Raw genomic sequence first — 22815 nt, 5'->3', positions numbered from 1 at the left:
CCGCGGTTTTCCCGAACAGCATTAGCCTTACCGTGATCGGAACATCGGTGACACTCACCCGCCCACCGCGGCCCCCGGTAACCGCCTGGCACCGCGTGCCAGGCTAGAGTTCGGTCGTCATCCCCGGCGGGTGCGGGAATCCGGTGCAATTCCGGAACGGTCGCGCCACTGTGATCGCCTCGCGGCGAAAGTCAGACCTCCCTCGCCGGGCACCCTCTGAAAGGGCCGCGCCTTGCCTCTGGAGACTCCGCGATGATCCGTGCCCGGACATCGTTCGCCTTCCCCCTGCTCGGGGCGCTGCTGCTCGCCGCCATGATCGCCGCGACCGGTTTCGGCGCCGAGATCATCCCCGTGCCCGCGGTGCTGGACACCCTCGGCGCCCGCCTGACCGGGACGGCGCCCACCGACCTCGGCGTCGACACCATCATCTGGCAGCTCCGGGTGCCACGTACGATCCTGGCCGCCGTGGTCGGCGCGGGCTTGGCGCTGGCTGGGGCGGCCATGCAGACCCTGGTGCGCAATCCCCTGGCCGACCCCTATCTGCTCGGCGTCTCCTCCGGCGCCGGTGTCGGCGCGGCCGCGGTGATCACCTCGGGACTGTTCGCGGGCGCCGGCATCTGGGCCCTGTCGGGTGGTGCGCTGGCCGGGGCGTTCGGTGCGGCCGCGCTCGTCTTCCTCGTCGCCGTCGCCCAGGGCGGTCTCACCCCGCTGCGGCTGGTCCTCACCGGCACCGTGCTCGGCTCGGCCTTCGCCGCGTTCAGCAGCTATCTGGTGTTCCGCAGCACCGACCCGGCGGCCGCCCAGTCGGTGCTGTTCTGGCTGCTCGGCAGCCTGGCCGGGGCCGACTGGACGACCCTCACGGTCCCGCTGGTCGTCGTGCTGTTCGCGGGCGCGGCCCTGCTGGCCGTCGCCGGCTGGCTCGACGCGCTCAGCCTCGGCGCGACCACCGCGTCCTCGATCGGGGTGCCGGTGCGGGAACTGCGCATCGGGTTGTTCGTCCTGCTGGCCGTCCTGGTCGGGGTACTGGTCGCCGTCTCGGGCGGTATCGGTTTCGTCGGTCTGGTCGTCCCGCACGCCGCGCGCATGATCGTCGGCCCCCGCCACCGGGTCCTCCTCCCCGCGTGTGTCCTGTGTGGCGCCCTGTTCCTCGTCGTCGCCGACGCCGCCACCCGGGTCCTGGTCCGCCCCACCGAGATCCCGGTCGGCGTCCTCACCGGCTTGATCGGCGCCCCTGCCTTCCTCCTCCTGATGGGCCGCCGCCGCTACCAGTTCGGTGCGTCATGAGGACGCCGGAAGGCGGTGCTCATCACCCGCCACCGACGCCCGACGGCGAACCCTGCCTACCTGGCGAGGCCACGCGAATCGCCCGCTCGGCTACCGAGGCGCAGCCGGATGAACTGGCGTGTGCAGTCGACGGCCCCCGCGGTGTTGTTGTCGGCGCGAGCTTCCCGGTCGCACCGAGTGAGTCTGTCGGCATCAGCGGCGCTTCCGCCTGCTACTCCGGCAGTGGAACCAGCGGTGGTTCCATTCCGCTGCGCGTCGAAGGCTTCGGGGGAGGTTCGGGTGCCGGGTCGATACAGGCGGAGGGGCTGACGTGTGCCGTCGGCCGCCGCCGCAATGTCGTTGTCGACGCCGACTTCTCGATCGCGCCCGGTGAGACTGTCGGCATCGTCGGTCCCAACGGCAGCGGCAAGACGACGTTGTTGCGCACGCTCGCGGGTTTGCGGAAACCTGGGCGCGGGCGGGTGCTGGTGGACGGGCGGGTGCTGCACGAGCTGCGGGCGCGGCAGCGGGCCACCGCGGTGGCCTTGGTCGCCCAGGACGAGAGCCCACCCGCAGACATGCTCGTCGGTGAGGTGGTGGCTCTCGGGCTGACCCCCTACCTGCCACCCTGGGGCCTCGGCGATCCGCGCGAACGGAAGCAGATCGTCGAAGCGCTGGCGGCCGTGGATCTTTCGGGCTTCGCCGATCGTCCCGTCCAGCAGCTGTCCGGCGGCGAACGGCAGCGGGTCCTGCTGGCCCGCGCGCTGCTGCAGGACACCCCGGTCCTGCTGCTGGACGAGCCCACCAACCACCTCGACATCACCCACCAGCTCGAACTCCTCGACCTGGTGCGTGGTCTGCGCCGCACCGTCGTCGCCGCCCTGCACGATCTGTCGCTGGCCGACCGCTACTGCGACCGGATCATCGTGCTGCACAACGGCATCGCCCGGCCACCGGCACCACCCGCCGAAGCGCTGACCCCCGAGGTCGTCTCCGAGGTGTTCGGGGTGGACGCGAGCCGGGTCGAGCATCCGGTCACCGGCGAACCCCATCTGTTGATCACCCCGCGAAAGGCGCGCTGATGAAGAACCCCGGCCGGATCCTGGCCACCACCGCACTCGCCGCCGTCCTGGCCGCGTGCACCGGCACCTCCGCCGACACCGCCGCGACCGTCACGATCCGCAACTGCGGCAAGGAGACCCGCTTCCCGGCGCCCGCGCAGCGGCTGTTCGTCAACGACGGAAACCTCGTCTCGATGGTGCTGGCGCTCGGCGCCCAGGACCAGGTGGCCGCGGTGTCGAGCATTCAGCGCGACGCCGACACCCTGCGCAGGCACTACGGTGCCCCCGCCGTCGACGGATTGAAGTCGGTCGCCCCGGAGTACCCGTCGCGCGAAACCGTCCTGGCCCAGCGCCCGGACGTGATGGTCGCCGGTTGGAGCTACGGCTACGACGAGACGAGCAACCTCACCCCGGCGGGCCTGGCGAAGGACGGCATCGCCGCCTACGTCCTCACCGAGAGCTGTCGCCAACAGGACGGCGCCGCCGCCCGTGGCACGGTCGAACCCTGGACCGCGCTGCGCACCGACCTGACCGACCTGGGCACGATCACCGGCCGCCCCGACCGCGCCGCGGAGGTCACCGCCGACCTCGACAGCCGCCTCGCCGCCCTGACCGCGGCACCGAAACCGGCGCGGACCCCGACGGTGTTCCTGTTCGACAGCGGCACCGACACCATCTTCTCCAGCGGCAGATTCGGTGCGCCCCAAGCAATTCTCGAAGCCGCGGGCGCGCGCAACATCCTCGACGACGTGGCCGACACCTGGACCAAGGTCTCGTGGGAGCGCCTGGCGGCCGCAGACCCGGACGCCATCATGTTCGTCGACTACCCCGGCCAGAGTTACGCCCAGAAGGTGGAACTGCTGCGTGGCAAGCCGGGCATCAACGATCTACGCGCTGTCCGCGACGGCCGGTTCTTCAACCTGCCGTACGCCCTGTGGACCAGCGGCCCCCTCAATATCGACGCCGCCGAACAGATCCGCAAGCAGCTCGAGTCCTGGAACCTCGTCCCCGCCTCGGGCATCACACCCCGCGCCGACGACGCCGTACGCTGACCGACGCTACCGGGCGCGGCCGGTCAGCCGACCGTGCCGCGTTCGGCCAGGGCGACCATCTTCCCCAGCGCCACCTGCCAGGCCACGTCGTTCTCGGCGAGCGTCATCCCTGTCGGCACCCCCTCGTGCAGTACCTCGAGATCGGTGCCGTCGCCCGCGTCGGCCAGCATGAAAGTGATGGTCTGCGCGCCGGCCATATCCGGCATATCGGTGACGAACTCCAGCACCTCCATCACCCGCTCATCCGGAACCAGTGACACGAACCGCCCGTAATAAGCATGGTGCTGCGGCGCCGTCGCCCCCGCATCGGACGTCTCGTCCCGCTCGACGGTGATCGAGAAGACCCCGCCCTCCTCAGGCTCGAACCGGTGCACCGCGCTGACCATCCCGTCGGGCACCATCCAGGCCCGCACCGCCTCGGCGTCGACCAGCAGCCGATAGACGGTTCCGCGGGGCGCGTTGAAATGCCTGCCGATCCTCGTGGTCGCCATAGCTCCACGGTAGTCCCCGAAGCCCCCGAACGGGCTCACGGACGCGACCGGTCCGGGAACGCAAAAAGGCCCTCCAACCGAAGTTGGAGGGCCTTTCGCAATGATGTTCCGGCGGTGTCCTACTCTCCCACACCCTGTCGAGTGCAGTACCATCGGCGCAGGTGGCCTTAGCTTCCGGGTTCGGAATGGGACCGGGCGTTTCCCCACCGCTATAACCGCCGTAACACTATGAAACTGTCACACAGAGAGCCACAACCTCCGCCTGCTCGAAAGAGCAGACAAGAATCGTTGTCTCGGTGATCTGTGTGTTGTTTCAGATACCGCACAGTGGACGCGTAACACCTTCGTAATAAGCCCTCGGCCTATTAGTACCAGTCACCTACACACATTACTGTGCTTCCAGTTCCGGCCTATCAACCCCATGGTCTGTAGGGGGCCTTAACCCATCAAGTGGGAGAGAAACCTCATCTTGGAACAGGCTTCCCGCTTAGATGCTTTCAGCGGTTATCCCTTCCGAACGTAGCCAACCAGCAGTGCTCCTGGCGGAACAACTGGCACACCAGAGGTTCGTCCGTCCCGGTCCTCTCGTACTAGGGACAGCCTTCCTCAAGTTTCTAACGCGCGCGGCGGATAGAGACCGAACTGTCTCACGACGTTCTAAACCCAGCTCGCGTGCCGCTTTAATGGGCGAACAGCCCAACCCTTGGGACCTACTCCAGCCCCAGGATGCGACGAGCCGACATCGAGGTGCCAAACCATCCCGTCGATATGGACTCTTGGGGAAGATCAGCCTGTTATCCCCGGGGTACCTTTTATCCGTTGAGCGACACCGCTTCCACTTGCCGGTGCCGGATCACTAGTCCCGACTTTCGTCCCTGCTCGAGCTGTCACTCTCACAGTCAAGCTCCCTTGTGCACTTGCACTCGACACCTGATTGCCAACCAGGCTGAGGGAACCTTTGGGCGCCTCCGTTACATTTTGGGAGGCAACCGCCCCAGTTAAACTACCCACCAGGCACTGTCCCTGAACCAGATCATGGTCCGAGGTTAGAAGTCCAATACGATCAGAGTGGTATTTCAACGACGACTCCACCTGAACTGGCGTCCAAGCTTCACAGTCTCCCACCTATCCTACACAAACCGTACCGAACACCAATACCAAGCTATAGTGAAGGTCCCGGGGTCTTTTCGTCCTGCCGCGCGTAACGAGCATCTTTACTCGTAATGCAATTTCGCCGAGTCTGTGGTTGAGACAGCAGAGAAGTCGTTACGCCATTCGTGCAGGTCGGAACTTACCCGACAAGGAATTTCGCTACCTTAGGATGGTTATAGTTACCACCGCCGTTTACCGGGGCTTAAATTCTCAGCTTCGCGCCGAAGCGCTAACCGGTCCTCTTAACCTTCCGGCACCGGGCAGGCGTCAGTCCGTATACATCGTCTTACGACTTCGCACGGACCTGTGTTTTTAGTAAACAGTCGCTTCTCTCTGGTCTCTGCGACCCCACCCAGCTCAGAGTGCAAGACTCGTCACCAGGCGTGGTCCCCCTTCTCCCGAAGTTACGGGGGCATTTTGCCGAGTTCCTTAACCACAGTTCTCTCGATCGCCTTAGTATTCTCTACCTGACCACCTGTGTCGGTTTGGGGTACGGGCCGTGTACCAACTCACTAGAGGCTTTTCTCGGCAGCATAGGATCACTGAATTCACCACAACGGCTACGCATCACCTCTCAGGCTACATGTTGTGCGGATTTGCCTACACAACGCCCTACAGGCTTACACCAGGTATTCCATCACCTGGCCCAGCTACCTTCCTGCGTCACCCCATCGCTTGACTACTACAGCCAGGGTCTCGTGCAGCAATTCTCCCTCTCACCCGAAGGCTCGATAAGAAAACATTTGGACGATTAGCACAACTGATTCGCCATTGGGCGCGGATACACGGGTACGGGAATATCAACCCGTTGTCCATCGACTACGCCTGTCGGCCTCGCCTTAGGTCCCGACTCACCCTGGGCGGATTAACCTGGCCCAGGAACCCTTGGTCATTCGGCGGACGAGTTTCTCACTCGTCTTTCGCTACTCATGCCTGCATTCTCACTCCCGTGGCCTCCACAGCTGGATCACTCCGCTGCTTCCACGGCCACAGGACGCTCCCCTACCCATCCCAGCTCCTGGCTCGAAAGCAGGATAATGCTGAAATGCCGCGGCTTCGGCGGTGTACTTGAGCCCCGCTACATTGTCGGCGCAGGATCACTTGACCAGTGAGCTATTACGCACTCTTTCAAGGGTGGCTGCTTCTAAGCCAACCTCCTGGTTGTCTAAGCGACCCCACATCCTTTTCCACTTAGTACACGCTTAGGGGCCTTAGCCGGCGATCTGGGCTGTTTCCCTCTCGACTACGAAGCTTATCCCCCGCAGTCTCACTGCCACGCTCTCACACACCGGCATTCGGAGTTTGGCTGACTTCGGTAAGCTTGTGGGCCCCCTAGGCCATCCAGTAGCTCTACCTCCGGCGTGAAACACGTGACGCTGCACCTAAATGCATTTCGGGGAGAACCAGCTATCACGGAGTTTGATTGGCCTTTCACCCCTACCCACAGCTCATCCCCTCAGTTTTCAACCTAAGTGGGTTCGGGCCTCCACGACGTCTTACCGTCGCTTCACCCTGGCCATGGGTAGATCACTCCGCTTCGGGTCCATAATGTGCGACTAAAGAGCGCCCTATTCGGACTCGCTTTCGCTACGGCTACCCCACACGGGTTAACCTCGCCACACACCGATGACTCGCAGGCTCATTCTTCAAAAGGCACGCCATCACCCCACTGCAAGCAGAAGGCTCTGACGGATTGTAAGCGCACGGTTTCAGGTACTATTTCACTCCCCTCCCGGGGTACTTTTCACCTTTCCCTCACGGTACTAGTCCGCTATCGGTCACCAGGGAGTATTCAGGCTTACCGGGTGGTCCCGGCAGATTCACAGCAGATTTCACGGGCCCGCTGCTACTCGGGTACTCACTACAACAGCCAAGAAGTTTTCGTTTACCGGACTATCACCGTCTATGGCAGGCCGTTCCAGACCACTTCAACTAACCACTTGGTTTCTTACTGTTGCTCAACTCGGCAGAATTGAGAAAATGAGCCCCACTACCCCAGCTAGACAACGACTGCCGTCTATCACATCTAACTGGTTTAGCCTCATCCGCTTTCGCTCGCCACTACTCACGGAATCACTGTTGTTTTCTCTTCCTGTGGGTACTGAGATGTTTCACTTCCCCACGTTCCCTCCACACACCCTATATATTCAGATGCGGGTAACACGACATCACTCGTGCTGGGTTTCCCCATTCGGAAATCCTCGGATCTCAGCTCGGTTGACAGCTCCCCGAGGCTTATCGCAGCCTCCTACGTCCTTCATCGGCTCCTGGTGCCAAGGCATCCACCGTACGCTCTTAAACACTTACTAACAAAGATGCTCGCGTCCACTGTGCAGTTCTCAAACAACACACCCGCATCGAATCGAATACTTGGACCTACCGGCAAAGCCGAGTGGTTTCACAAGAGATCCGAGCGGATCGTTTGTCTTGCCTGGAAAGAACGTCTGTTCTTTCAGGACCCAATAGTGTGTCGGTATATCACCGCGGTCGAAGACTTTGCCCCGACCTTGATGCGATGAGTCAGTCAGTGTTCCACCCATGAGCGTCCGCAGTTCCACGAATGGGAACTAAACGGTCTCTGCCACAACCACTTTCACCTGTGTGAAGCGTCGTGGAGATGTGCTCCTTAGAAAGGAGGTGATCCAGCCGCACCTTCCGGTACGGCTACCTTGTTACGACTTCGTCCCAATCGCCGATCCCACCTTCGACGGCTCCCTCCACAAGGGTTAGGCCACCGGCTTCGGGTGTTACCGACTTTCATGACGTGACGGGCGGTGTGTACAAGGCCCGGGAACGTATTCACCGCAGCGTTGCTGATCTGCGATTACTAGCGACTCCAACTTCACGGGGTCGAGTTGCAGACCCCGATCCGAACTGAGACCGGCTTTAAGGGATTCGCTCCACCTCACGGTATCGCAGCCCTCTGTACCGGCCATTGTAGCATGTGTGAAGCCCTGGACATAAGGGGCATGATGACTTGACGTCGTCCCCACCTTCCTCCGAGTTGACCCCGGCAGTCTCTCACGAGTCCCCGCCATTACGCGCTGGCAACATAAGATAAGGGTTGCGCTCGTTGCGGGACTTAACCCAACATCTCACGACACGAGCTGACGACAGCCATGCACCACCTGTACACCGACCACAAGGGGGCCTACATCTCTGCAGGTTTCCGGTGTATGTCAAACCCAGGTAAGGTTCTTCGCGTTGCATCGAATTAATCCACATGCTCCGCCGCTTGTGCGGGCCCCCGTCAATTCCTTTGAGTTTTAGCCTTGCGGCCGTACTCCCCAGGCGGGGTACTTAATGCGTTAGCTACGGCACGGATCCCGTGGAAGGAAACCCACACCTAGTACCCACCGTTTACGGCGTGGACTACCAGGGTATCTAATCCTGTTCGCTACCCACGCTTTCGCTTCTCAGCGTCAGTTACTTCCCAGAGACCCGCCTTCGCCACCGGTGTTCCTCCTGATATCTGCGCATTTCACCGCTACACCAGGAATTCCAGTCTCCCCTGAAGTACTCTAGTCCGCCCGTATCGCCCGCAAGCTTGGGGTTGAGCCCCAAGTTTTCACGAACGACGCGACGAACCGCCTACAAGCTCTTTACGCCCAGTAATTCCGGACAACGCTCGCACCCTACGTATTACCGCGGCTGCTGGCACGTAGTTGGCCGGTGCTTCTTCTACAGGTACCGTCACTTGCGCTTCGTCCCTGTCGAAAGAGGTTTACAACCCGAAGGCCGTCATCCCTCACGCGGCGTCGCTGCATCAGGCTTTCGCCCATTGTGCAATATTCCCCACTGCTGCCTCCCGTAGGAGTCTGGGCCGTGTCTCAGTCCCAGTGTGGCCGGTCGCCCTCTCAGGCCGGCTACCCGTCGTCGCCTTGGTAGGCCATTACCCCACCAACAAGCTGATAGGCCGCGGGCCCATCTCGTACCGATAAATCTTTCCACCCTCAGACATGCATCCGAAGGTCATATCCGGTATTAGACCCAGTTTCCCAGGCTTATCCCGAAGTACGAGGCAGATCACCCACGTGTTACTCACCCGTTCGCCGCTCGTGTACCCCGAAGGGCCTTACCGCTCGACTTGCATGTGTTAAGCACGCCGCCAGCGTTCGTCCTGAGCCAGGATCAAACTCTCCGTTGAAGACTCTCAACCACACCCCGAAGGGTGCAATCAGAATAATCTAAAGACTAGAGTCCGAAAACCTAGCAAAACCGAACACCAGCAAAAGTTTGCTGACATTCACAATGTCCACTCCTCAACCGGGGGGTATGAGAAGCGGAGCCAATAATAATTGGCACTGACATTCATCGACACACTATTGAGTTCTCAAAGAACACACGCACAAGCCTCTACCCACGACTCTTTGAAGGGGTTTCAGCAGGGCAAGGGTTCTAACTTTAGCGCAGGCAATCCGCCGGAACAAGTCCGGAAGACAGTGACCCTGCACACATGATCAGTCAGGCGCTCATCGTCCTACCTCGTTTCCCTGTGCGATCCGTTAGCCTCAAGAGGCTGTTCGGTTCGGCACCGGGTCGGTGTCCGTGTCGCTCTGACTCGAACTAAGTTACGCACCGACGAATACGAAGTCAAATCGCCTGGTCAGGATCGGTTTTGGACACCGTCCATGATCATCGGGTGGTCATGGACGCCAGTCGGGGGCGAACCAGCTGGGGGCCGCCGCGGTGAAGCGAGTGCGGTCCCATCGCCCCGCTCCTTCGGGGATGGTGCCGACCAGTCGGGTTTCAGTGACGCGCGGGAGATCGTCGTGATTGCACCGCGCGGCGAGGTCGGGGTCGGCGGGCCAGGAACCGATGACCAGGCCCGCGCAGGGCACGCCGGCGGCGGCCAGGGTGCGGGTGGTGAGTTCGCTGTGGTTGAGGGTGCCGAGGCCGGCCGCGGCGACGACGAGCACCGGGGCGCCGAGTTTCTGCGCGAGGTCGAGGAGCGTGAACTCCCCCATGCGCACGAGCAGGCCGCCCGCGCCTTCCACCAGCACCAGGTCGGCGTCGCGCTGCGCGTCGACGGCGGCGACGGTGTCGGTCAGCGACAGCAGCGGCATGCCCGCGCGCCGGGCCGCGGTGTCGGGCGCGAGGGGTTCCGGATAGCGGGCGAGCTCGACGGTGCGGGTGACGCCGGAGAGCCGGGCGACCTCGGCGAGGTCGCCGGGTTCGCCCGGGGCGATGCCGGTCTGCGCGGGTTTGCAGACCGCGACGGAGCGGCCCGCCGCAGTGGCCGCGGCGGCCAGGGCGGCGGTGACGACGGTCTTGCCGACGTCGGTGGAGGTGCCGCTGATCAACAGGACGCTCATGCGGTCACGACCTCCTTGCCGCGGGCGGTCGCGAGAACCTCGCCGAGGACTTCGGCGATGGTGTCCAGTTCGGCGGGGGTCAGGTTGGCGCGGGCGGTCAGCCGCAGGCGGGAGGTGCCCTCGGGGACCGACGGCGGACGGAAGCACCCCACATCGAGGCCGCGGGCCCGGCAGGCCTGGGCGGCGTCGAAGGCCAGCTGGGCCTCGCCGAGGACGACCGAGACCACCGCGGACTCGGGTTCGGGCACCCCGGCGATGCGGGCGATGTCGGCCGCCCGGTCCAGCACTCGCCGTGCCATGGCGGGTTCGCGGCGCAGCAGCGCGAGCGCGGCGCGGGCCGCGCCGACGGCGGCGGGCGCCAGTCCGGTGTCGAAGATGAAGGTGCGGGCGGCGTCGATGAGGTGGGCGCGGATCCGCGCGTCGGCCAGGACCACACCACCCTGGGCGGCGAAGGCCTTGGACAGCGTGGCGGTGATGACCAGGTCGGGAGCGCCGGCCAGGCCTACCTCGTGGACCAAGCCGCGGCCGCCGACTCCGCGTACGCCCAGGCCGTGCGCCTCGTCGACGATCAGTACCGCGCCGTTGGCCCGGGTCACCCGGTGCAGCTCCGCCAGCGGCGCGAGGTCGCCGTCGGCGCTGAAGACCGAGTCGGTGAGCACCAGCGCGCGCTCCTCGGCGCGTTCGGCGAGCAGGCGTTCGACGGCGGCCACATCGCGGTGCGGGGCGATCTCGACCCGGGCCCGCGAGAGCCGGCACGCGTCGACCAGCGACGCGTGGCTGCCGGCGTCGGAGACGACCAGGGCGCCGCGGCCCGCCAGCGCGGTGACCGCGCCCAGGTTCGCGGCATAGCCGGAGGCGAACACCAATCCGGTTTCGGCGCCGACGAATTCGGCCAGTTCGGCTTCCAGCTCGGCGTGCTCGGCGGTCGTCCCGGTGACCAGGCGCGAGCCGGTCGAACCCGCGCCCCAGCGGCGCACCGCGGCGACCGCGCCTTCGACGACCTCGGGATGCCGGACCAGTCCGAGGTAGTCGTTGGAGGCCAGGTCGATGGCGGGCGACTCGGCGGCGCGCACGCGCAGCTGCCTGCGTAGCCCGGCGTCGACCCGCTCGGCCGCACGCTCGTCCAACCAGCTCAACGGATCCGTAGTCACAGCTGAGGAGCATACTTGAACGCCGTTCAGGCGAGTCTCCCGCGTCATCCGAGCGACGCCTTCACCGCGGCGCGGACGGCGCCGGTGATGGTGGCGACGTCCGCGGTGGTGCTGATGAACGGCGGCATCGTGTAGACGAGATCGCGGAACGGGCGCAGCCAGGCGCCGGCGTCGACGGCCGCGTCGGTGGCGGCGCGCATGTCGACGGGACGGTCCAGTTCGACCACGCCGATGGCGCCGAGTACCCGCACGTCGGCGACGCCGGGCAGGTCGGTGAGCGGTGCGAGTCCGTCGCGCAGTTCGGCTTCGATGCGGGTCACCTCGCCGCGCCAATCCCGTGCGAGCAGCAGTTCCACCGAGGCCACCGCGACTGCGCAGGCCAGCGGATTGCCCATGAAGGTCGGCCCGTGCATCAGGCCGCCGTGCGCGGCGCTGAGCGTCTCGGCGATCGCGGTGGTGCACAGGGCGGCGGCGAGGGTGAGATAGCCGCCGGTCAGCGCCTTGCCGACGCACATCACATCGGGGGCGACACCGGCGTGGTCGGCGGCGAACAGCGCGCCGGTGCGGCCGAAACCGGTGGCGATCTCGTCGAAGACCAGCAGCACGTCGTGCTCGTCGCAGATCCGGCGCAGGGCGGTGAGGTAGCGCGGGTCGTGCCAGCGCATGCCACCCGCGCCCTGGACCACGGGTTCGACGATGACCGCGGCCAGTTCGTCGCGGTGGGTCGCGACGGCGCGTTCGAGTTCGGCGACGTAGTCCGGTTCGAAGGACGCCGGCGGCGCGGGGACGAAGACCTGCGGGGTGAGGACGTCGGTCCACAGCGCGTGCATGCCGCCGTCGGGGTCGCACACGCTCATCGGGGTGAAGGTGTCGCCGTGGTAGCCGCCGCGCCAGGTGAGCAGGCGATGCTTGCCGGGCTTGCCGACGCCGCGCCAGTATTGCAGGCACATCTTGGCCGCGACCTCGACCGAGACCGAGCCGGAATCACAGAGGAAGACTTTGTCCAGGCCGGCGGGGGTGATCTCGACTAGCAGCTGGGCCAGCCGGGCGGCCGGCTCGTGGGTGAGCCCGCCGAACATCACATGGCTCATCCGCTGCGACTGCGCGAGCAGCGCGGCGTCCAGCACCGGGTGCCGGTAGCCGTGGACCGCGGCCCACCACGAACTCATGCCGTCGACCAGTTCGCGCCCGTCGGCGAGGGTGAGCCTGGTGCCCGCCGCGCTCGCGACGATCAGCGGCTCGGTGGTCGCGGGAAACCCGCCGTAGGGATGCCACACGTGCTCGGCATCGATGGCACTGATCTGTTCGGGAGTCAGGTCCACAGGTTTCCTCGTCGTCGCCCGGCGCCGCCGTCACCGACAGCCTTGAACACCGTTCAAGTTAGCATTCACCCGGCGTCGACGCCCGGGCACCGGCGATCACGCCGGGCAGCCGAGCCAGCGCGTCGCGCACGCCGGCCAGCTCGGATGCGCCGAGTTCCGCCGCGACCGCGTCCTCGATCCCGCGGATGTACCCGGCCGCCACCGCGACCGCCGCCCGGCCCGCGGCGGTGGCCACGATCAGCCGGGCCCGCCCGTCGGCCGGGTCGGGCCGGCGCTCGACATACCCGCAGCGAGCGAGGTGGGCGACGAGCTCCCCCATCGACTGCTGCGTCATCCCGGCCGCCTCGGCGAGCGCGGTCACCCGGGAGCCCTCGGGCGCCAGCTGCCGGAACACCGCGTAGTGCGCGGGCCGCAGGTCGGCACCCAGCTCGGCGCGCAGCCGGTCGTTCAGGGCGCGCTCGTAGGCGCCGGTGGCCTGGACCAGCAACTTCAGCAGGGTCGTCGGCGGATCTCGGCGAGAGCTGGACGGTGCGGTCGGGGCGGATGCGGTTCCGGGTGGACGGCGCCGAGATCGTGGCCGGTCCGGGCGACACGGTGAGCGCGCCGCCACGGGCCGTGCACGAGTTCTGGAACGAGTCCACCGACACCGTGGTCGACCACGTGGTCCGGCCGCCGCTGCGGCACTGGGCGATGTTCGAGTTCTGGAGCGAGCTCGACAATGCCGGACGGACGACGGCGAGCAGGCTGCCCCGCAACCCGCTCGCGCTCGGCCTGCTCTGGGAGTACCAGGACGGTTACCTGGCCGGAGCGCCCGCACCGGTGCAGCGGCTGGTGTTCGGCGGACTGGCCGCGCTGGCCCGCCGCACCGGCTATGCCCGGCGGCTGCGGGCGGGCGAGGAGCAGGGGTGACGAAGTAGCCAGGCGCAGCGCGCGCGGGCGGTGGGCGGGTTCCATTACTGTCGTGGCATGTCGAGCCCGCACGACCGATCCGGTGAGGTGACTCCGCTGGGCGTGTGGCCGGGAACCGCGTATCCGCTGGGGGCCAGCTACGACGGCGCGGGCACCAATTTCTCGGTGTTCTCCGAGGTCGCCACCAAGGTCGAGCTGTGCCTGATCGCCAAGGACGGCGGCGAGACCAGGGTGGAGCTGGACGAGGTCGACGGGTATGTCTGGCACGCCTACCTGCCGACGGTGTCGCCGGGGCAGCGGTACGGCTACCGGGTCCACGGGCCGTACGAGCCTGAACTCGGGCTACGGTGCGATCCGGGCAAGCTGCTGCTCGACCCGTACGGCAAGGCCTTCGACGGACAGTTCGGCAACGATCCCTCGCTGTACACCTACGGCCAGGATTCGCTCGGCCACACCATGACCGGCGTGGTGATCAACCCGTTCTTCGACTGGGGCGCCGACCGGCCGCCGAACCGGCCCTACCACGAGACGGTGATCTACGAGGCCCACGTCAAGGGCATGACGATGACCCACCCCGACGTGCCGGAGGAACTGCGCGGCACCTACGCGGGCCTGGCCCATCCGGCGGTCGTCGGGCACCTGAAAAGCCTGGGCGTCACCGCGATCGAGCTGATGCCGGTGCACCAGTTCTTCCACGACCACATCCTGCTCGACCAGGGGCTGCGCAACTACTGGGGCTACAACAGCATCGGCTACCTCGCCCCGCACAACCAGTACTCGGCCCGCCCGCGTGGTGACGCCGCGGTCGCCGAGTTCAAGGCCATGGTCCGGGCGATGCACGCCGAGGGCATCGAGGTGATCCTGGACGTGGTCTACAACCACACCGGCGAGGGCAACCACTTCGGGCCGACACTGAGCCTGCGCGGCATCGACAACGCCGCCTACTACCGCCTCGACGACACCGATCCGGCGCTCTACAAGGACTACACCGGCACCGGCAACAGCCTCAACGTGCGGCATCCGCACACGCTGCAGCTGATCATGGACTCGCTGCGCTACTGGATCCTGGACATGCACGTCGACGGCTTCCGGTTCGACCTGGCGGCGACGCTGGCCCGCGAATTGCACGACGTGGACCGGCTTTCCGCGTTCTTCGACCTGGTACACCAGGACCCGGTGGTGAGCCAGGTGAAGCTCATCGCCGAGCCGTGGGACGTCGGCGAGGGCGGCTATCAGGTGGGCAATTTCCCGAGCCTGTGGACCGAGTGGAACGGCAAGTACCGCGACACCGTGCGCGACTACTGGCGCGGTGAGCCCGCGACGCTGGGCGAGTTCGCCTCCCGGCTCACCGGGTCCTCGGACCTGTACGAGCCGACCGGCCGCCGCCCGAGCGCCAGCATCAACTTCGTCACCGCGCACGACGGGTTCACGCTGCGGGACCTGGTGTCCTACAACGAGAAACACAACGAGGCCAACGGCGAGGACAACCGCGACGGCGAGAGCTACAACCGGTCCTGGAACTGCGGCGTGGAGGGCCCCACCGACGATCCGGCCGTGCTGGAACTGCGGGCGCGTCAGCAGCGCAATCTGCTGGCCACGCTGATCCTGAGCCAGGGCACGCCGATGCTGGCCCACGGCGACGAGATCGGGCGCACTCAGCTCGGCAACAACAATGTGTACTGCCAGGATTCGCCGCTGTCGTGGATGGACTGGTCGCTGGCGGAGACGAACGCGGAGTTGCTGGAGTTCACCCGCTCGGTGATCGCGCTGCGCACCGCGCACCCGATCTTCCGGCGCCGCCGCTTCCTCGCCGCGGGGCCCGGCGACGGGGGCGAGCGCAGGCGCGAGATCGCCTGGTTCACCCCCGCGGGCGCGGAGATGACCACCGGCGACTGGGACAGCGGCTTCGGCCGCTCGCTGGCGATGCTGCTCGACGGCGACGGCATCCCCGAACCCGGCCCCCGCGGCGAACGCATCACCGACGACTCGTTCCTGCTGTGCTTCAATGCGCACGACGAAGAGCTCGCGTTCGTGCTCCCCGGACCGGAGTTCGGCGCCGAATGGACCTCGGCGCTGGATTGTTCGACCCCCACCGGCGCGGCCGACGCGGTACACCTCGCGGCCGACACGCTGTCCGTCCCCAGCCGCTGCCTGCTAGTCCTGCGCCGAACCGCCCAGCCGAAACGATGACCGAGACCTACGTGACCGATCCGCTGACCCTGCTGCACCGCGCCCCCATCCGGCCGAGCACCGTGCGCAGCACCTACCGGCTGCAGCTGCGGCCCGACGCGCTCACCTTCGCCGATGCCCGCGCCATCGCCGAGTACCTCCAGCAGCTGGGGATCTCGCATCTGTACCTGTCGCCGATCCTCACCGCGACGCACGGTTCGACCCACGGATACGACGTCACCGACCCCACCACGGTGTCGGCGGCGCTGGGCGGGCCGAGCGGGCTCAAGGCGCTGTCGGACGAGGTGCGCAGTCGCGGGATGGGCCTGATCGTGGACCTCGTGCCCAATCACGTGGGGGTGGCCGATCCGCGGCAGAACCCGTGGTGGTGGGACGTGCTGCGCAACGGCCAGCAGTCCAAGTACGCCAGGTACTTCGACATCGACTGGAGTCCGGGCAACGGCGCGGGCGGGCGCCTGGCGCTGCCGGTGCTGCAGAACGAGAACGATCCGGCCGCGCTCACCGTCGACCGGTCGGGCGCGGAACCGATGCTGGCCCTGCACGATCTGCGGTTCCCGATCGCGCCCGGCACCGACGGCGACAACGCGCTGCGCATCCACGACCGTCAGCACTACCGGCTGGTGAGCTGGAAGGCCGGTGTGTGCACCTACCGGCGGTTCTTCGCGGTGAGCAGTCTGGCCGCGGTCCGCCAGGAGGACCCGGAGGTCTTCGAGGCGACGCACCGGGAGCTGGCCGCGTGGTGCGAACACGATCTGATCGACGGTGTCCGGGTGGATCACCCGGACGGGCTGTCGCATCCGAGCGCCTACCTGACGCGGCTGCGCAGGCTGATCGGCCCGAAGCGGCTGCTGCTGGTGGAGAAGATCCTGGCCAACCGGGAACCGCTGGACGCGACCCTGCCGGTCGACGGCACCACCGGCTACGACGCCCTCGCCGACATCGGCGGGGTGCTGATCGACCCGGCGGGCGAGGCCGCGATGACCGAGCTGTCCCAGCACGTCGCCGGGCACGGCAGCGACCGCGCCTGGTTCGGCGAGACCGAGCACCGGATCAAACGCGCGGTCGCGGAAACCATTCTGGCGCCGGAGATCCGGCGGCTGGTCTCGGCGATCAAGCGCGACGGCAACGCGGGCAGTTTCGACACGCTGGCGGTGAGCAACGCGACCATCGAGGTGCTCGCGTTCATGCCGGTGTACCGGGTGGACTACGCGCCGCTGGCCGGGATCACCGCGGCGGTCGTGGCGGAGGTGGAGAAGCGCAACGCCGAACTCACCGCGCCGCTGTCGGTGCTGGTGACCGCCCTCGCCGTGGGCGGTGAGGCGGCCACCCGGTTCTCCCAGGTGTGTGGCGCGATCACCGCCAAGGCCGTCGAGGACACCATGTTCTATCAGGGCGCCCGGCTGGTGTCCTTGCAGGAGGTGGGCGGTAACCCGGCGCGATTCGGGCACTCCGTCAACGACTTCCACCTGTCCAACAGCGAGCGCTCGCAGCGCTGGCCCGCGACCATGACGACACTGTCGACGCACGACACCAAGCGCGGCGAGGACGTGCGGGCCCGGATCGGGGTGCTGTCGCAGGTGGCCGAGATCTGGTCGCAGCGGGTCCGTGGCTGGCTGGAGACCACGCCCGCTCCCGACGGCGCGACGGCACTGTTCCTGTTGCAGAACATGTTCGGGGTGTGGCCCGCCGACGGGCGGCCCGCGTCGTCGGTGCCGGGGCTGCGGGACCGGTTGCATCTGTTCGCGGAGAAGTCGATTCGCGAGGCGGGGACCAAGACCTCGTGGGAGGAACCGGACGCGGAGTTCGAATCGGCGGTGCACGGCTGGCTGGACGCGGTGATCGACGGACCGGTCGGGACCGGCATCGGGGATCTGGCGCACGAGCTCGCCCCGCACGCCTGGTCGGATGCGGTGGCACAGAAGCTGTTGCAGCTGTGCGGGCCGGGCATCCCGGACATCTATCAGGGCACCGAGGTGTGGGAGGACTCGCTCGTCGACCCGGACAATCGCCGCCCCGTGAACTTCGCGGTGCGGGCCGGGCTGCTCCAATCCCTCACCGAGCCACCGACTCTGGACACCACCGGGGCGACGAAGATGTGGGTGGTGGCCTACGCGCTGTGGTTGCGCCGGGAGCGGCCGGAGTGCTTCGTGGGTGGCTCGTACCGGCCGCTGTACGCCGTCGGCGAGCACGCGCACCGGCTGGTCGCCTTCGGTCGCGGGCCCGCGGGCGAGGCGCCCGAGGTGATCGTCGCGGCCACCAGGCACTCGGTGGGACTGGCGGCCACCGGCTGGCTCGACACCGCGCTGCCGCTGCCGGAGGGCAATTGGGTCGACCGGCTCAGCGGCAACACCTTCGCGGGCAGTGTCCGGATGGACAAGCTGTTCACCCGGCTGCCGGTCGCGCTGCTGGTGCGCTGACACGACGTCGTGGGGCCACGATGATCGTGACCCCACGGGTGCCGGGCGCTCAGCCGCGCAGGCCGCGGTACTGCAGGGCGGCGAACGCGCCGACCGTGCCCGCCTGCACGACCGTCCAGACCGCGCCCACCGCGGTCAGCCCGAGCACGCCGGTGACCAGGGCGAGCAGACTCGCGACGACCCAGGCCGCGTTGCCGATCGCGACCGCCGCCGCCCCGGTCCTGGATACCGGCGACGTGCGGCCGACCACCGCCACCGCCAGACCGTAGGCGGTGAGGAACACGCCGATCGCCAGGCCGGCCCGGGAGTCGAGGCCGAGCAGATTTTCCAGTGGCCGCGCCAGGGCGAGGTAGGCGAGCCCGTTCACGGTGGTGACGACGGCGTCGAGGCGCAGCGACAGTCGCAACAGCGGCTCGCCCGGAGCGAGCAGGGTGGACAGGCGGGACGGGGCGGTGGCGGTGGTCATGGCGGATCTCCTGGTTCGGGGCTGGGTGGGGTCAGGCGGTGGCGGGGACCTGGTCGAGGAAGCCGTAGACGCTGTCGATGCGGCCGTCGGCGAGCACGGCGACGTCGAAGCCGATCACCACGGGGTCGGCGTCGGCGGGTCCGAGGCCCCAGGTGAACCGCACCTGGTCGTGGTGGGCGTCGACCGGGCCCGCCAGGCGGAAGGACCAGTCGGGGAACTGGGTCTGCACCCCGGCGATGGCGGCCTCGAGTTCGGCGTGACCGGTGACGGCGACCAGCGGGTCCACATAGCGGGCCTGCGGCGTGAACAGCCGGGCCACGGCGGCGCGGCGGGCACCGGGCTCGCGGGTGTTCCATGCCTCCAGGTACTGCGCGACGACGGTGTTCATCTCGACCTCCGAAAAGTGCTGTGAGCTGGTGTTTCGCGGGTTGTTCCCGCGATGACACCTACGGTATGGCGCAGCGGGGGCCGGTCGAATCAGTCGCCTATAGGTACTTTCCGTGACGCGGTGACCGCCGGTACCGGTACGGCGATACCGTGGTGCGCATGCTGCACGGACGCGACACCGAACAGGCCACGATCGACGCCCTGCTCAGCGGCGCGCGGGCCGGGCGCAGCGGGGCGCTGGTGCTGCGCGGCGAGGCGGGTATCGGCAAGACGGCGCTGCTGGAGTACGCGGCGGCACAGGGTGTTCCGACGGTGCGCAGCGCGGGCATCGAATCGGAGGCCGAATTGCCGTTCGCGGCACTGCATCTGCTGGTGCGGCCCGGGATGGCGCTGGTGCGGCAGCTGCCCGACCGGCAGCGCGCGGCGATGGAGGCCGCGTTCGGGCTCGGCGCCGACGCTCCCGCCGACCGGATGCTGATCGGGCTGGCCCTGCTCACCCTGCTGGCCGAGGAAGCGGCCGAGGGCCCGCTGCTGTGCCTGATCGACGACGCGCACTGGCTGGATCGCGCGACGGCGGAAACCCTGCTGTTCGCGGCGCGCAGGCTCGACGCCGAGGGGGTGGTGATCCTGTTCGCCACCCGGTCCGGACCGGACGACTTCCCCGCGCCCGGCCTGCCCGAGCTGGCCCTGTCCGGCCTGCGTCCCGACGCGGCGGCGGCACTGCTCGACGCGCACCCGGCCCGGCTGACCCCGGCGACGCGCTATCGCCTGCTCACCGAGTCCGGGGGCAATCCCCTGGCGCTGCTGGAACTTCCGTCCGCCGTCGGCGTCGAGGGCGTGGACGATCCGAACCCGCTGCCGCTGACCCAGCGGCTACAGCTGGCGTTCCACGGCCGGGTCGCCCGTCTGCCCGCCGCCACCAGGACGATCCTGCTCATCGCGGCCGCCGCGGGCACCGACGACCTGGCCCCGGTTCTGCGCGCCGCCGCGAGTCTCGGCGCGGCCCTGCCCGACCTGCAACCAGCCGCCGACGCGGGGCTGGTCCATACCGACGGCACCACGCTGTCCTGGCGGCATCCGCTCTCCCGTGCGGCGGTGTATCAGGGCTCGGCGCTGGCCGACCGGCTCGCCGCGCACCGCGCGCTGGCCGCCGCCCTCGACGACGCCGACGCCGCCGACCTGCGCGCCTGGCATCTGGCCGGCGCCGCCACCGGCCCCGACGAGACCGTGGCCACCGCCTTGGAGCAGACCGCCGACCGGGCCCGGCGCCGCACCGGATTCCACGGCGCCGTCGTCGCCTACGACCGGGCCGCCGCGCTCAGCGTCGACCCGCGGGCCCGGCTGCGCAGGCTGGTCCTCGCCGCCGAGACCGCCACCGAGGCCGGGCTCACCGAGCAGGCGGGCCGGCTGGCCGAGCGCGCCGAATCGATGACACCCGACGACGAGGTCGGGCGGCGGCTGGACCTGGTGCGCGCCCAGGCCGAATTCGCCGCGGGCGCACCGGGTTCCGCGCACCGTCGGCTGATCGCGGCCGCGACGGCGGCGCGCGGGGTCGATCCGCGCGGCGCGGCACGCATCCTGAGCCGGGCGGTGCACACGGCCTGGTATCTCGGGCCCGCCGAATTGGACGAGGTGGCGCGGCTGCTGGAGACGGTGCGCCTCGACGACGACGACCCGGGCACGCCGATCGTGCGATACCTGACCGGGTCGGTGTCCGGGCGGCGCACCGTCGACCTGCGCGCGGCCGCGGCGGCGGCCCGCGCGCACGGCGCCGACAGCCCGGCCGATCTGGTGCAGCTGTGCGGCAGCGGTCTGGTCGTCGGGCAGGACGACCAGGTCGGTGAGCTGGCCGATTCGCTCATCGGCGAGGCCAGGGACCAGGGCCGGATCGCGCTGCTGGCGCCGCTGTTGTTCTTCCGCGCCGAGGCCGAGCTGTTCGGCGGGCGTCCGGGGGAAAGCCGGATCGCGGCCGAGGAGGGGCTGCGCATCGCCGAGGACATCGGGCAGCCGCAGTGGATCAGTCAGCTCACCGCCTTCCTCGCCTACGGGGCCGCGCTGCGGGGTGACGAACCGTCCTGCCGCGCGCACGCCGACCGGGCGGTGGCCGAGGCGTTCGGTGGCGCGACCGCGGTCGGGGCGCCGTGGGCGCACGCGGCGCTGGCGCTGCTGGCGCTCGGGCAGGGCAGGCTCGAGCAGGCGCGGGCCGAGCTGGCGCACATGACCGTCGAGCCGGCCCGGCACCACGTCAGCGGGCTGCGCACGCTGGCCGACCAGATCGAAGTCGCGGTCCGGCTGGGCGACACCGAGCGCGCGCGGGACGCGCTGGACCGGCTCACCGCCTGGTCGGAGCGGGCCGGGGCGGACTGGATCGCGGCGCTGGTGGCCCGGGGCGCGGCCCTGCTCGCCGACGGCGCGGACGCCGAAGCCCGGTTCGAGGCGGCACTCGCCGGGAACCGTCCGTTCGACGAGGCGCGCACCCGGCTGCTGTACGGGGAATGGCTGCGCCGGGACAAGCGCAAAGTCGACGCGCGGGCACAGCTGGAGCAGGCCCTGGCGCTGTTCGACCGGCTCGGCGCCGGGCCGTGGCAGGAGCGCGCCCGGACCGAGCTGGCCGCGCTCGGGGTCGGCACGGCGGCACGGCCGGGTGGCGGGCCGCTGAGCGTGCTCACGCCGCAGGAGTCGCAGATCGTACGGCTGGCGGCGCAGGGGTTGTCGAATCGGGAGATCGCGGCGCGGCTGCTGCTGAGTCATCGCACCGTCGGCCATCACCTGTACAAGGCCTATCCCAAGCTGGGGGTGCTCTCGCGCGGGGAGCTGAGCGAACTCGACCTAGCGGAGTGAGTGGGCCCGCGCCGCGCCGACCGTCCATCGCAGGACGGCGACCGCGGCGCCACCGAGGACGGCGGCCTGCGCCGAACCGAGGATCAGCAACAGCAGGGCGGCCACGACAAGCGCGGCGACCAGCGCCTCGAGCTTGTAGACCGGCCAGGCACTGCCCGCGATGTCGACCGTCGCGGATGCTGCCGATGGGGTGACCACTGCCATGCACACAGGATAGACGCACACCGAAGTTCGGTCCACCGAACTTCCGGATACGGCACTGTCGGGAACATCACCGGGCCCGCGGTTGTTAAGCGGGGCATGCCATTGACAGGAGAGTACGCACCGAGCACTTCGGACTGGGCGCGGAGCCAGGCCGAGACCTACGAGAACTCCGGCGGCGCCGAGGGCACGTCCCTGCGCGGCGTGCCCGTCGTCCTGCTCACCACCAAGGGCGCCAAGACCGGCAAGCTGCGCAAGACCCCGCTGATGCGGGTCGAGCACGACGGCGAGTACGCCGTCGTCGCCTCGCTGGGCGGCGCGCCCAAGCACCCGGTCTGGTATCACAACATCACCGCCGAACCGCACGTCGAACTGCGCGACGGGACCGAGACCAAGGACTACACCGCACGCGAGGTCTTCGGTGACGAGAAGGCGCTGTGGTGGGACCGCGCGGTCGCGGTCTGGCCCGACTACGCCGAGTACCAGACCAAGACCGATCGCCAGATCCCGGTCTTCGTCCTCACCCCGCGCTAGCACCGCTACCGCCCCGCGGGACGCGCGGCGGGTCCGGTGTGTATACCCACGCGGGGCGCCGGA

Annotated in this window: 16 protein-coding genes, 3 rRNA genes and 1 riboswitch; of the genes, 8 read left to right on the top strand and 11 right to left on the bottom strand. The window is 68.0% G+C overall.

Features of this window, described 5'->3' with window-relative positions:
* Positions 1–88: 88 nt before the first annotated feature.
* A riboswitch (cobalamin riboswitch) is annotated at positions 89–219 on the top strand.
* 33 nt (positions 220–252) lie between these two features.
* The 3 genes from EL493_RS14275 to EL493_RS14265 are packed head-to-tail and all read left to right on the top strand — an operon-like array spanning position 253 to position 3376.
* Entirely contained in the window at positions 253–1284 is a 1032-nt protein-coding gene (locus EL493_RS14275; RefSeq protein ID WP_019046292.1) for a FecCD family ABC transporter permease, read from the top strand.
* Entirely contained in the window at positions 1281–2345 is a 1065-nt protein-coding gene (locus tag EL493_RS14270; RefSeq protein WP_022566569.1) for an ABC transporter ATP-binding protein, read from the top strand. The genes EL493_RS14275 and EL493_RS14270 overlap by 4 nt, the downstream gene beginning before the upstream one ends.
* The gene (locus tag EL493_RS14265; RefSeq protein ID WP_019046290.1) at positions 2345–3376 is read left to right on the top strand and encodes an ABC transporter substrate-binding protein; all 1032 of its coding nucleotides are present in this window, start codon (positions 2345–2347) and stop codon (positions 3374–3376) included. Before EL493_RS14270 ends, EL493_RS14265 begins: the two co-directional genes overlap by 1 nt.
* A 23-nt stretch (positions 3377–3399) precedes the next feature.
* Here EL493_RS14265 and EL493_RS14260 read toward each other — a convergent pair whose 3' ends face one another.
* From EL493_RS14260 to EL493_RS14225, 8 genes are all read right to left on the bottom strand, one after another.
* Complete coding sequence (locus EL493_RS14260) at positions 3400–3867, bottom strand: SRPBCC domain-containing protein (protein WP_019046289.1); 468 nt, start codon at positions 3865–3867, stop codon at positions 3400–3402.
* 106 nt (positions 3868–3973) lie between these two features.
* Positions 3974–4090: ribosomal RNA gene (gene rrf, locus EL493_RS14255) — 5S ribosomal RNA — on the bottom strand.
* A gap of 122 nt (positions 4091–4212) precedes the next feature.
* Positions 4213–7328 (bottom strand): 23S ribosomal RNA (locus EL493_RS14250).
* A gap of 321 nt (positions 7329–7649) precedes the next feature.
* Positions 7650–9166: ribosomal RNA gene (locus EL493_RS14245) — 16S ribosomal RNA — on the bottom strand.
* Together the 16S, 23S and 5S rRNA genes form the textbook arrangement of a ribosomal RNA operon.
* 499 nt (positions 9167–9665) lie before the next feature.
* Positions 9666–10334 (bottom strand): dethiobiotin synthase, encoded by a 669-nt coding sequence (bioD, locus tag EL493_RS14240; protein ID WP_030204287.1) that lies wholly within the window; start codon positions 10332–10334, stop codon positions 9666–9668.
* On the bottom strand, positions 10331–11485 hold the full coding sequence (locus tag EL493_RS14235; protein ID WP_030204291.1) for an 8-amino-7-oxononanoate synthase: 1155 nt from the start codon (positions 11483–11485) through the stop codon (positions 10331–10333). Before EL493_RS14235 ends, bioD begins: the two co-directional genes overlap by 4 nt.
* 44 nt (positions 11486–11529) lie before the next feature.
* Positions 11530–12807 (bottom strand): adenosylmethionine--8-amino-7-oxononanoate transaminase, encoded by a 1278-nt coding sequence (locus EL493_RS14230; protein WP_019046286.1) that lies wholly within the window; start codon positions 12805–12807, stop codon positions 11530–11532.
* 58 nt (positions 12808–12865) lie between these two features.
* On the bottom strand, positions 12866–13294 hold the full coding sequence (locus EL493_RS14225; RefSeq protein WP_019046285.1) for a MarR family winged helix-turn-helix transcriptional regulator: 429 nt from the start codon (positions 13292–13294) through the stop codon (positions 12866–12868).
* Positions 13295–13350: 56 nt separating this feature from the next.
* On the opposite strand from EL493_RS14225, the gene EL493_RS14220 reads away from it, so the two are divergent.
* Genes EL493_RS14220 through treY form a run of 3 tightly spaced genes read left to right on the top strand, consistent with a single transcriptional unit; the run spans position 13351 to position 18323 of the window.
* Positions 13351–13716: a cupin domain-containing protein gene (locus tag EL493_RS14220; RefSeq protein WP_019046284.1), complete on the top strand. Its 366-nt coding sequence runs from the start codon at positions 13351–13353 to the stop codon at positions 13714–13716.
* A gap of 57 nt (positions 13717–13773) precedes the next feature.
* Positions 13774–15906, top strand: coding sequence for a glycogen debranching protein GlgX (gene glgX / locus EL493_RS14215; RefSeq protein ID WP_030204293.1), 2133 nt, complete (start codon positions 13774–13776; stop codon positions 15904–15906).
* Positions 15903–18323: a malto-oligosyltrehalose synthase gene (gene treY / locus EL493_RS14210; protein ID WP_019046282.1), complete on the top strand. Its 2421-nt coding sequence runs from the start codon at positions 15903–15905 to the stop codon at positions 18321–18323. Before glgX ends, treY begins: the two co-directional genes overlap by 4 nt.
* Positions 18324–18372: 49 nt before the next feature.
* On the opposite strand, the gene EL493_RS14205 is transcribed toward treY, so the two are convergent.
* Together EL493_RS14205 and EL493_RS14200 are read right to left on the bottom strand one after the other, a co-directional pair.
* A complete protein-coding gene (locus EL493_RS14205) occupies positions 18373–18789 on the bottom strand; it encodes a hypothetical protein (RefSeq protein WP_019046281.1) in 417 nt (138 codons plus the stop codon).
* Positions 18790–18820: 31 nt separating this feature from the next.
* Positions 18821–19177: a nuclear transport factor 2 family protein gene (locus EL493_RS14200; protein ID WP_019046280.1), complete on the bottom strand. Its 357-nt coding sequence runs from the start codon at positions 19175–19177 to the stop codon at positions 18821–18823.
* A gap of 158 nt (positions 19178–19335) precedes the next feature.
* Here EL493_RS14200 and EL493_RS33540 point away from each other — a divergent pair, with 158 nt between their 5' ends.
* A complete protein-coding gene (locus EL493_RS33540) occupies positions 19336–22017 on the top strand; it encodes an ATP-binding protein (RefSeq protein WP_030204299.1) in 2682 nt (893 codons plus the stop codon).
* Here the strand turns inward: EL493_RS33540 and EL493_RS14190 are convergent.
* The gene (locus tag EL493_RS14190; RefSeq protein WP_030204306.1) at positions 22006–22221 is read right to left on the bottom strand and encodes a hypothetical protein; all 216 of its coding nucleotides are present in this window, start codon (positions 22219–22221) and stop codon (positions 22006–22008) included. The genes EL493_RS33540 and EL493_RS14190 overlap by 12 nt on opposite strands.
* A 96-nt stretch (positions 22222–22317) precedes the next feature.
* On the opposite strand from EL493_RS14190, the gene EL493_RS14185 reads away from it, so the two are divergent.
* A complete protein-coding gene (locus EL493_RS14185) occupies positions 22318–22752 on the top strand; it encodes a nitroreductase family deazaflavin-dependent oxidoreductase (RefSeq protein ID WP_022565981.1) in 435 nt (144 codons plus the stop codon).
* Positions 22753–22815 lie beyond the last annotated feature (63 nt).

Origin of the sequence: Nocardia asteroides (genome assembly GCF_900637185.1) — a bacterium.
Lineage (GTDB): Bacteria > Actinomycetota > Actinomycetes > Mycobacteriales > Mycobacteriaceae > Nocardia > Nocardia asteroides.
Note: the sequence above shows the minus strand (reverse complement) of the source record. Positions and strands in the feature narration are given on the sequence as shown.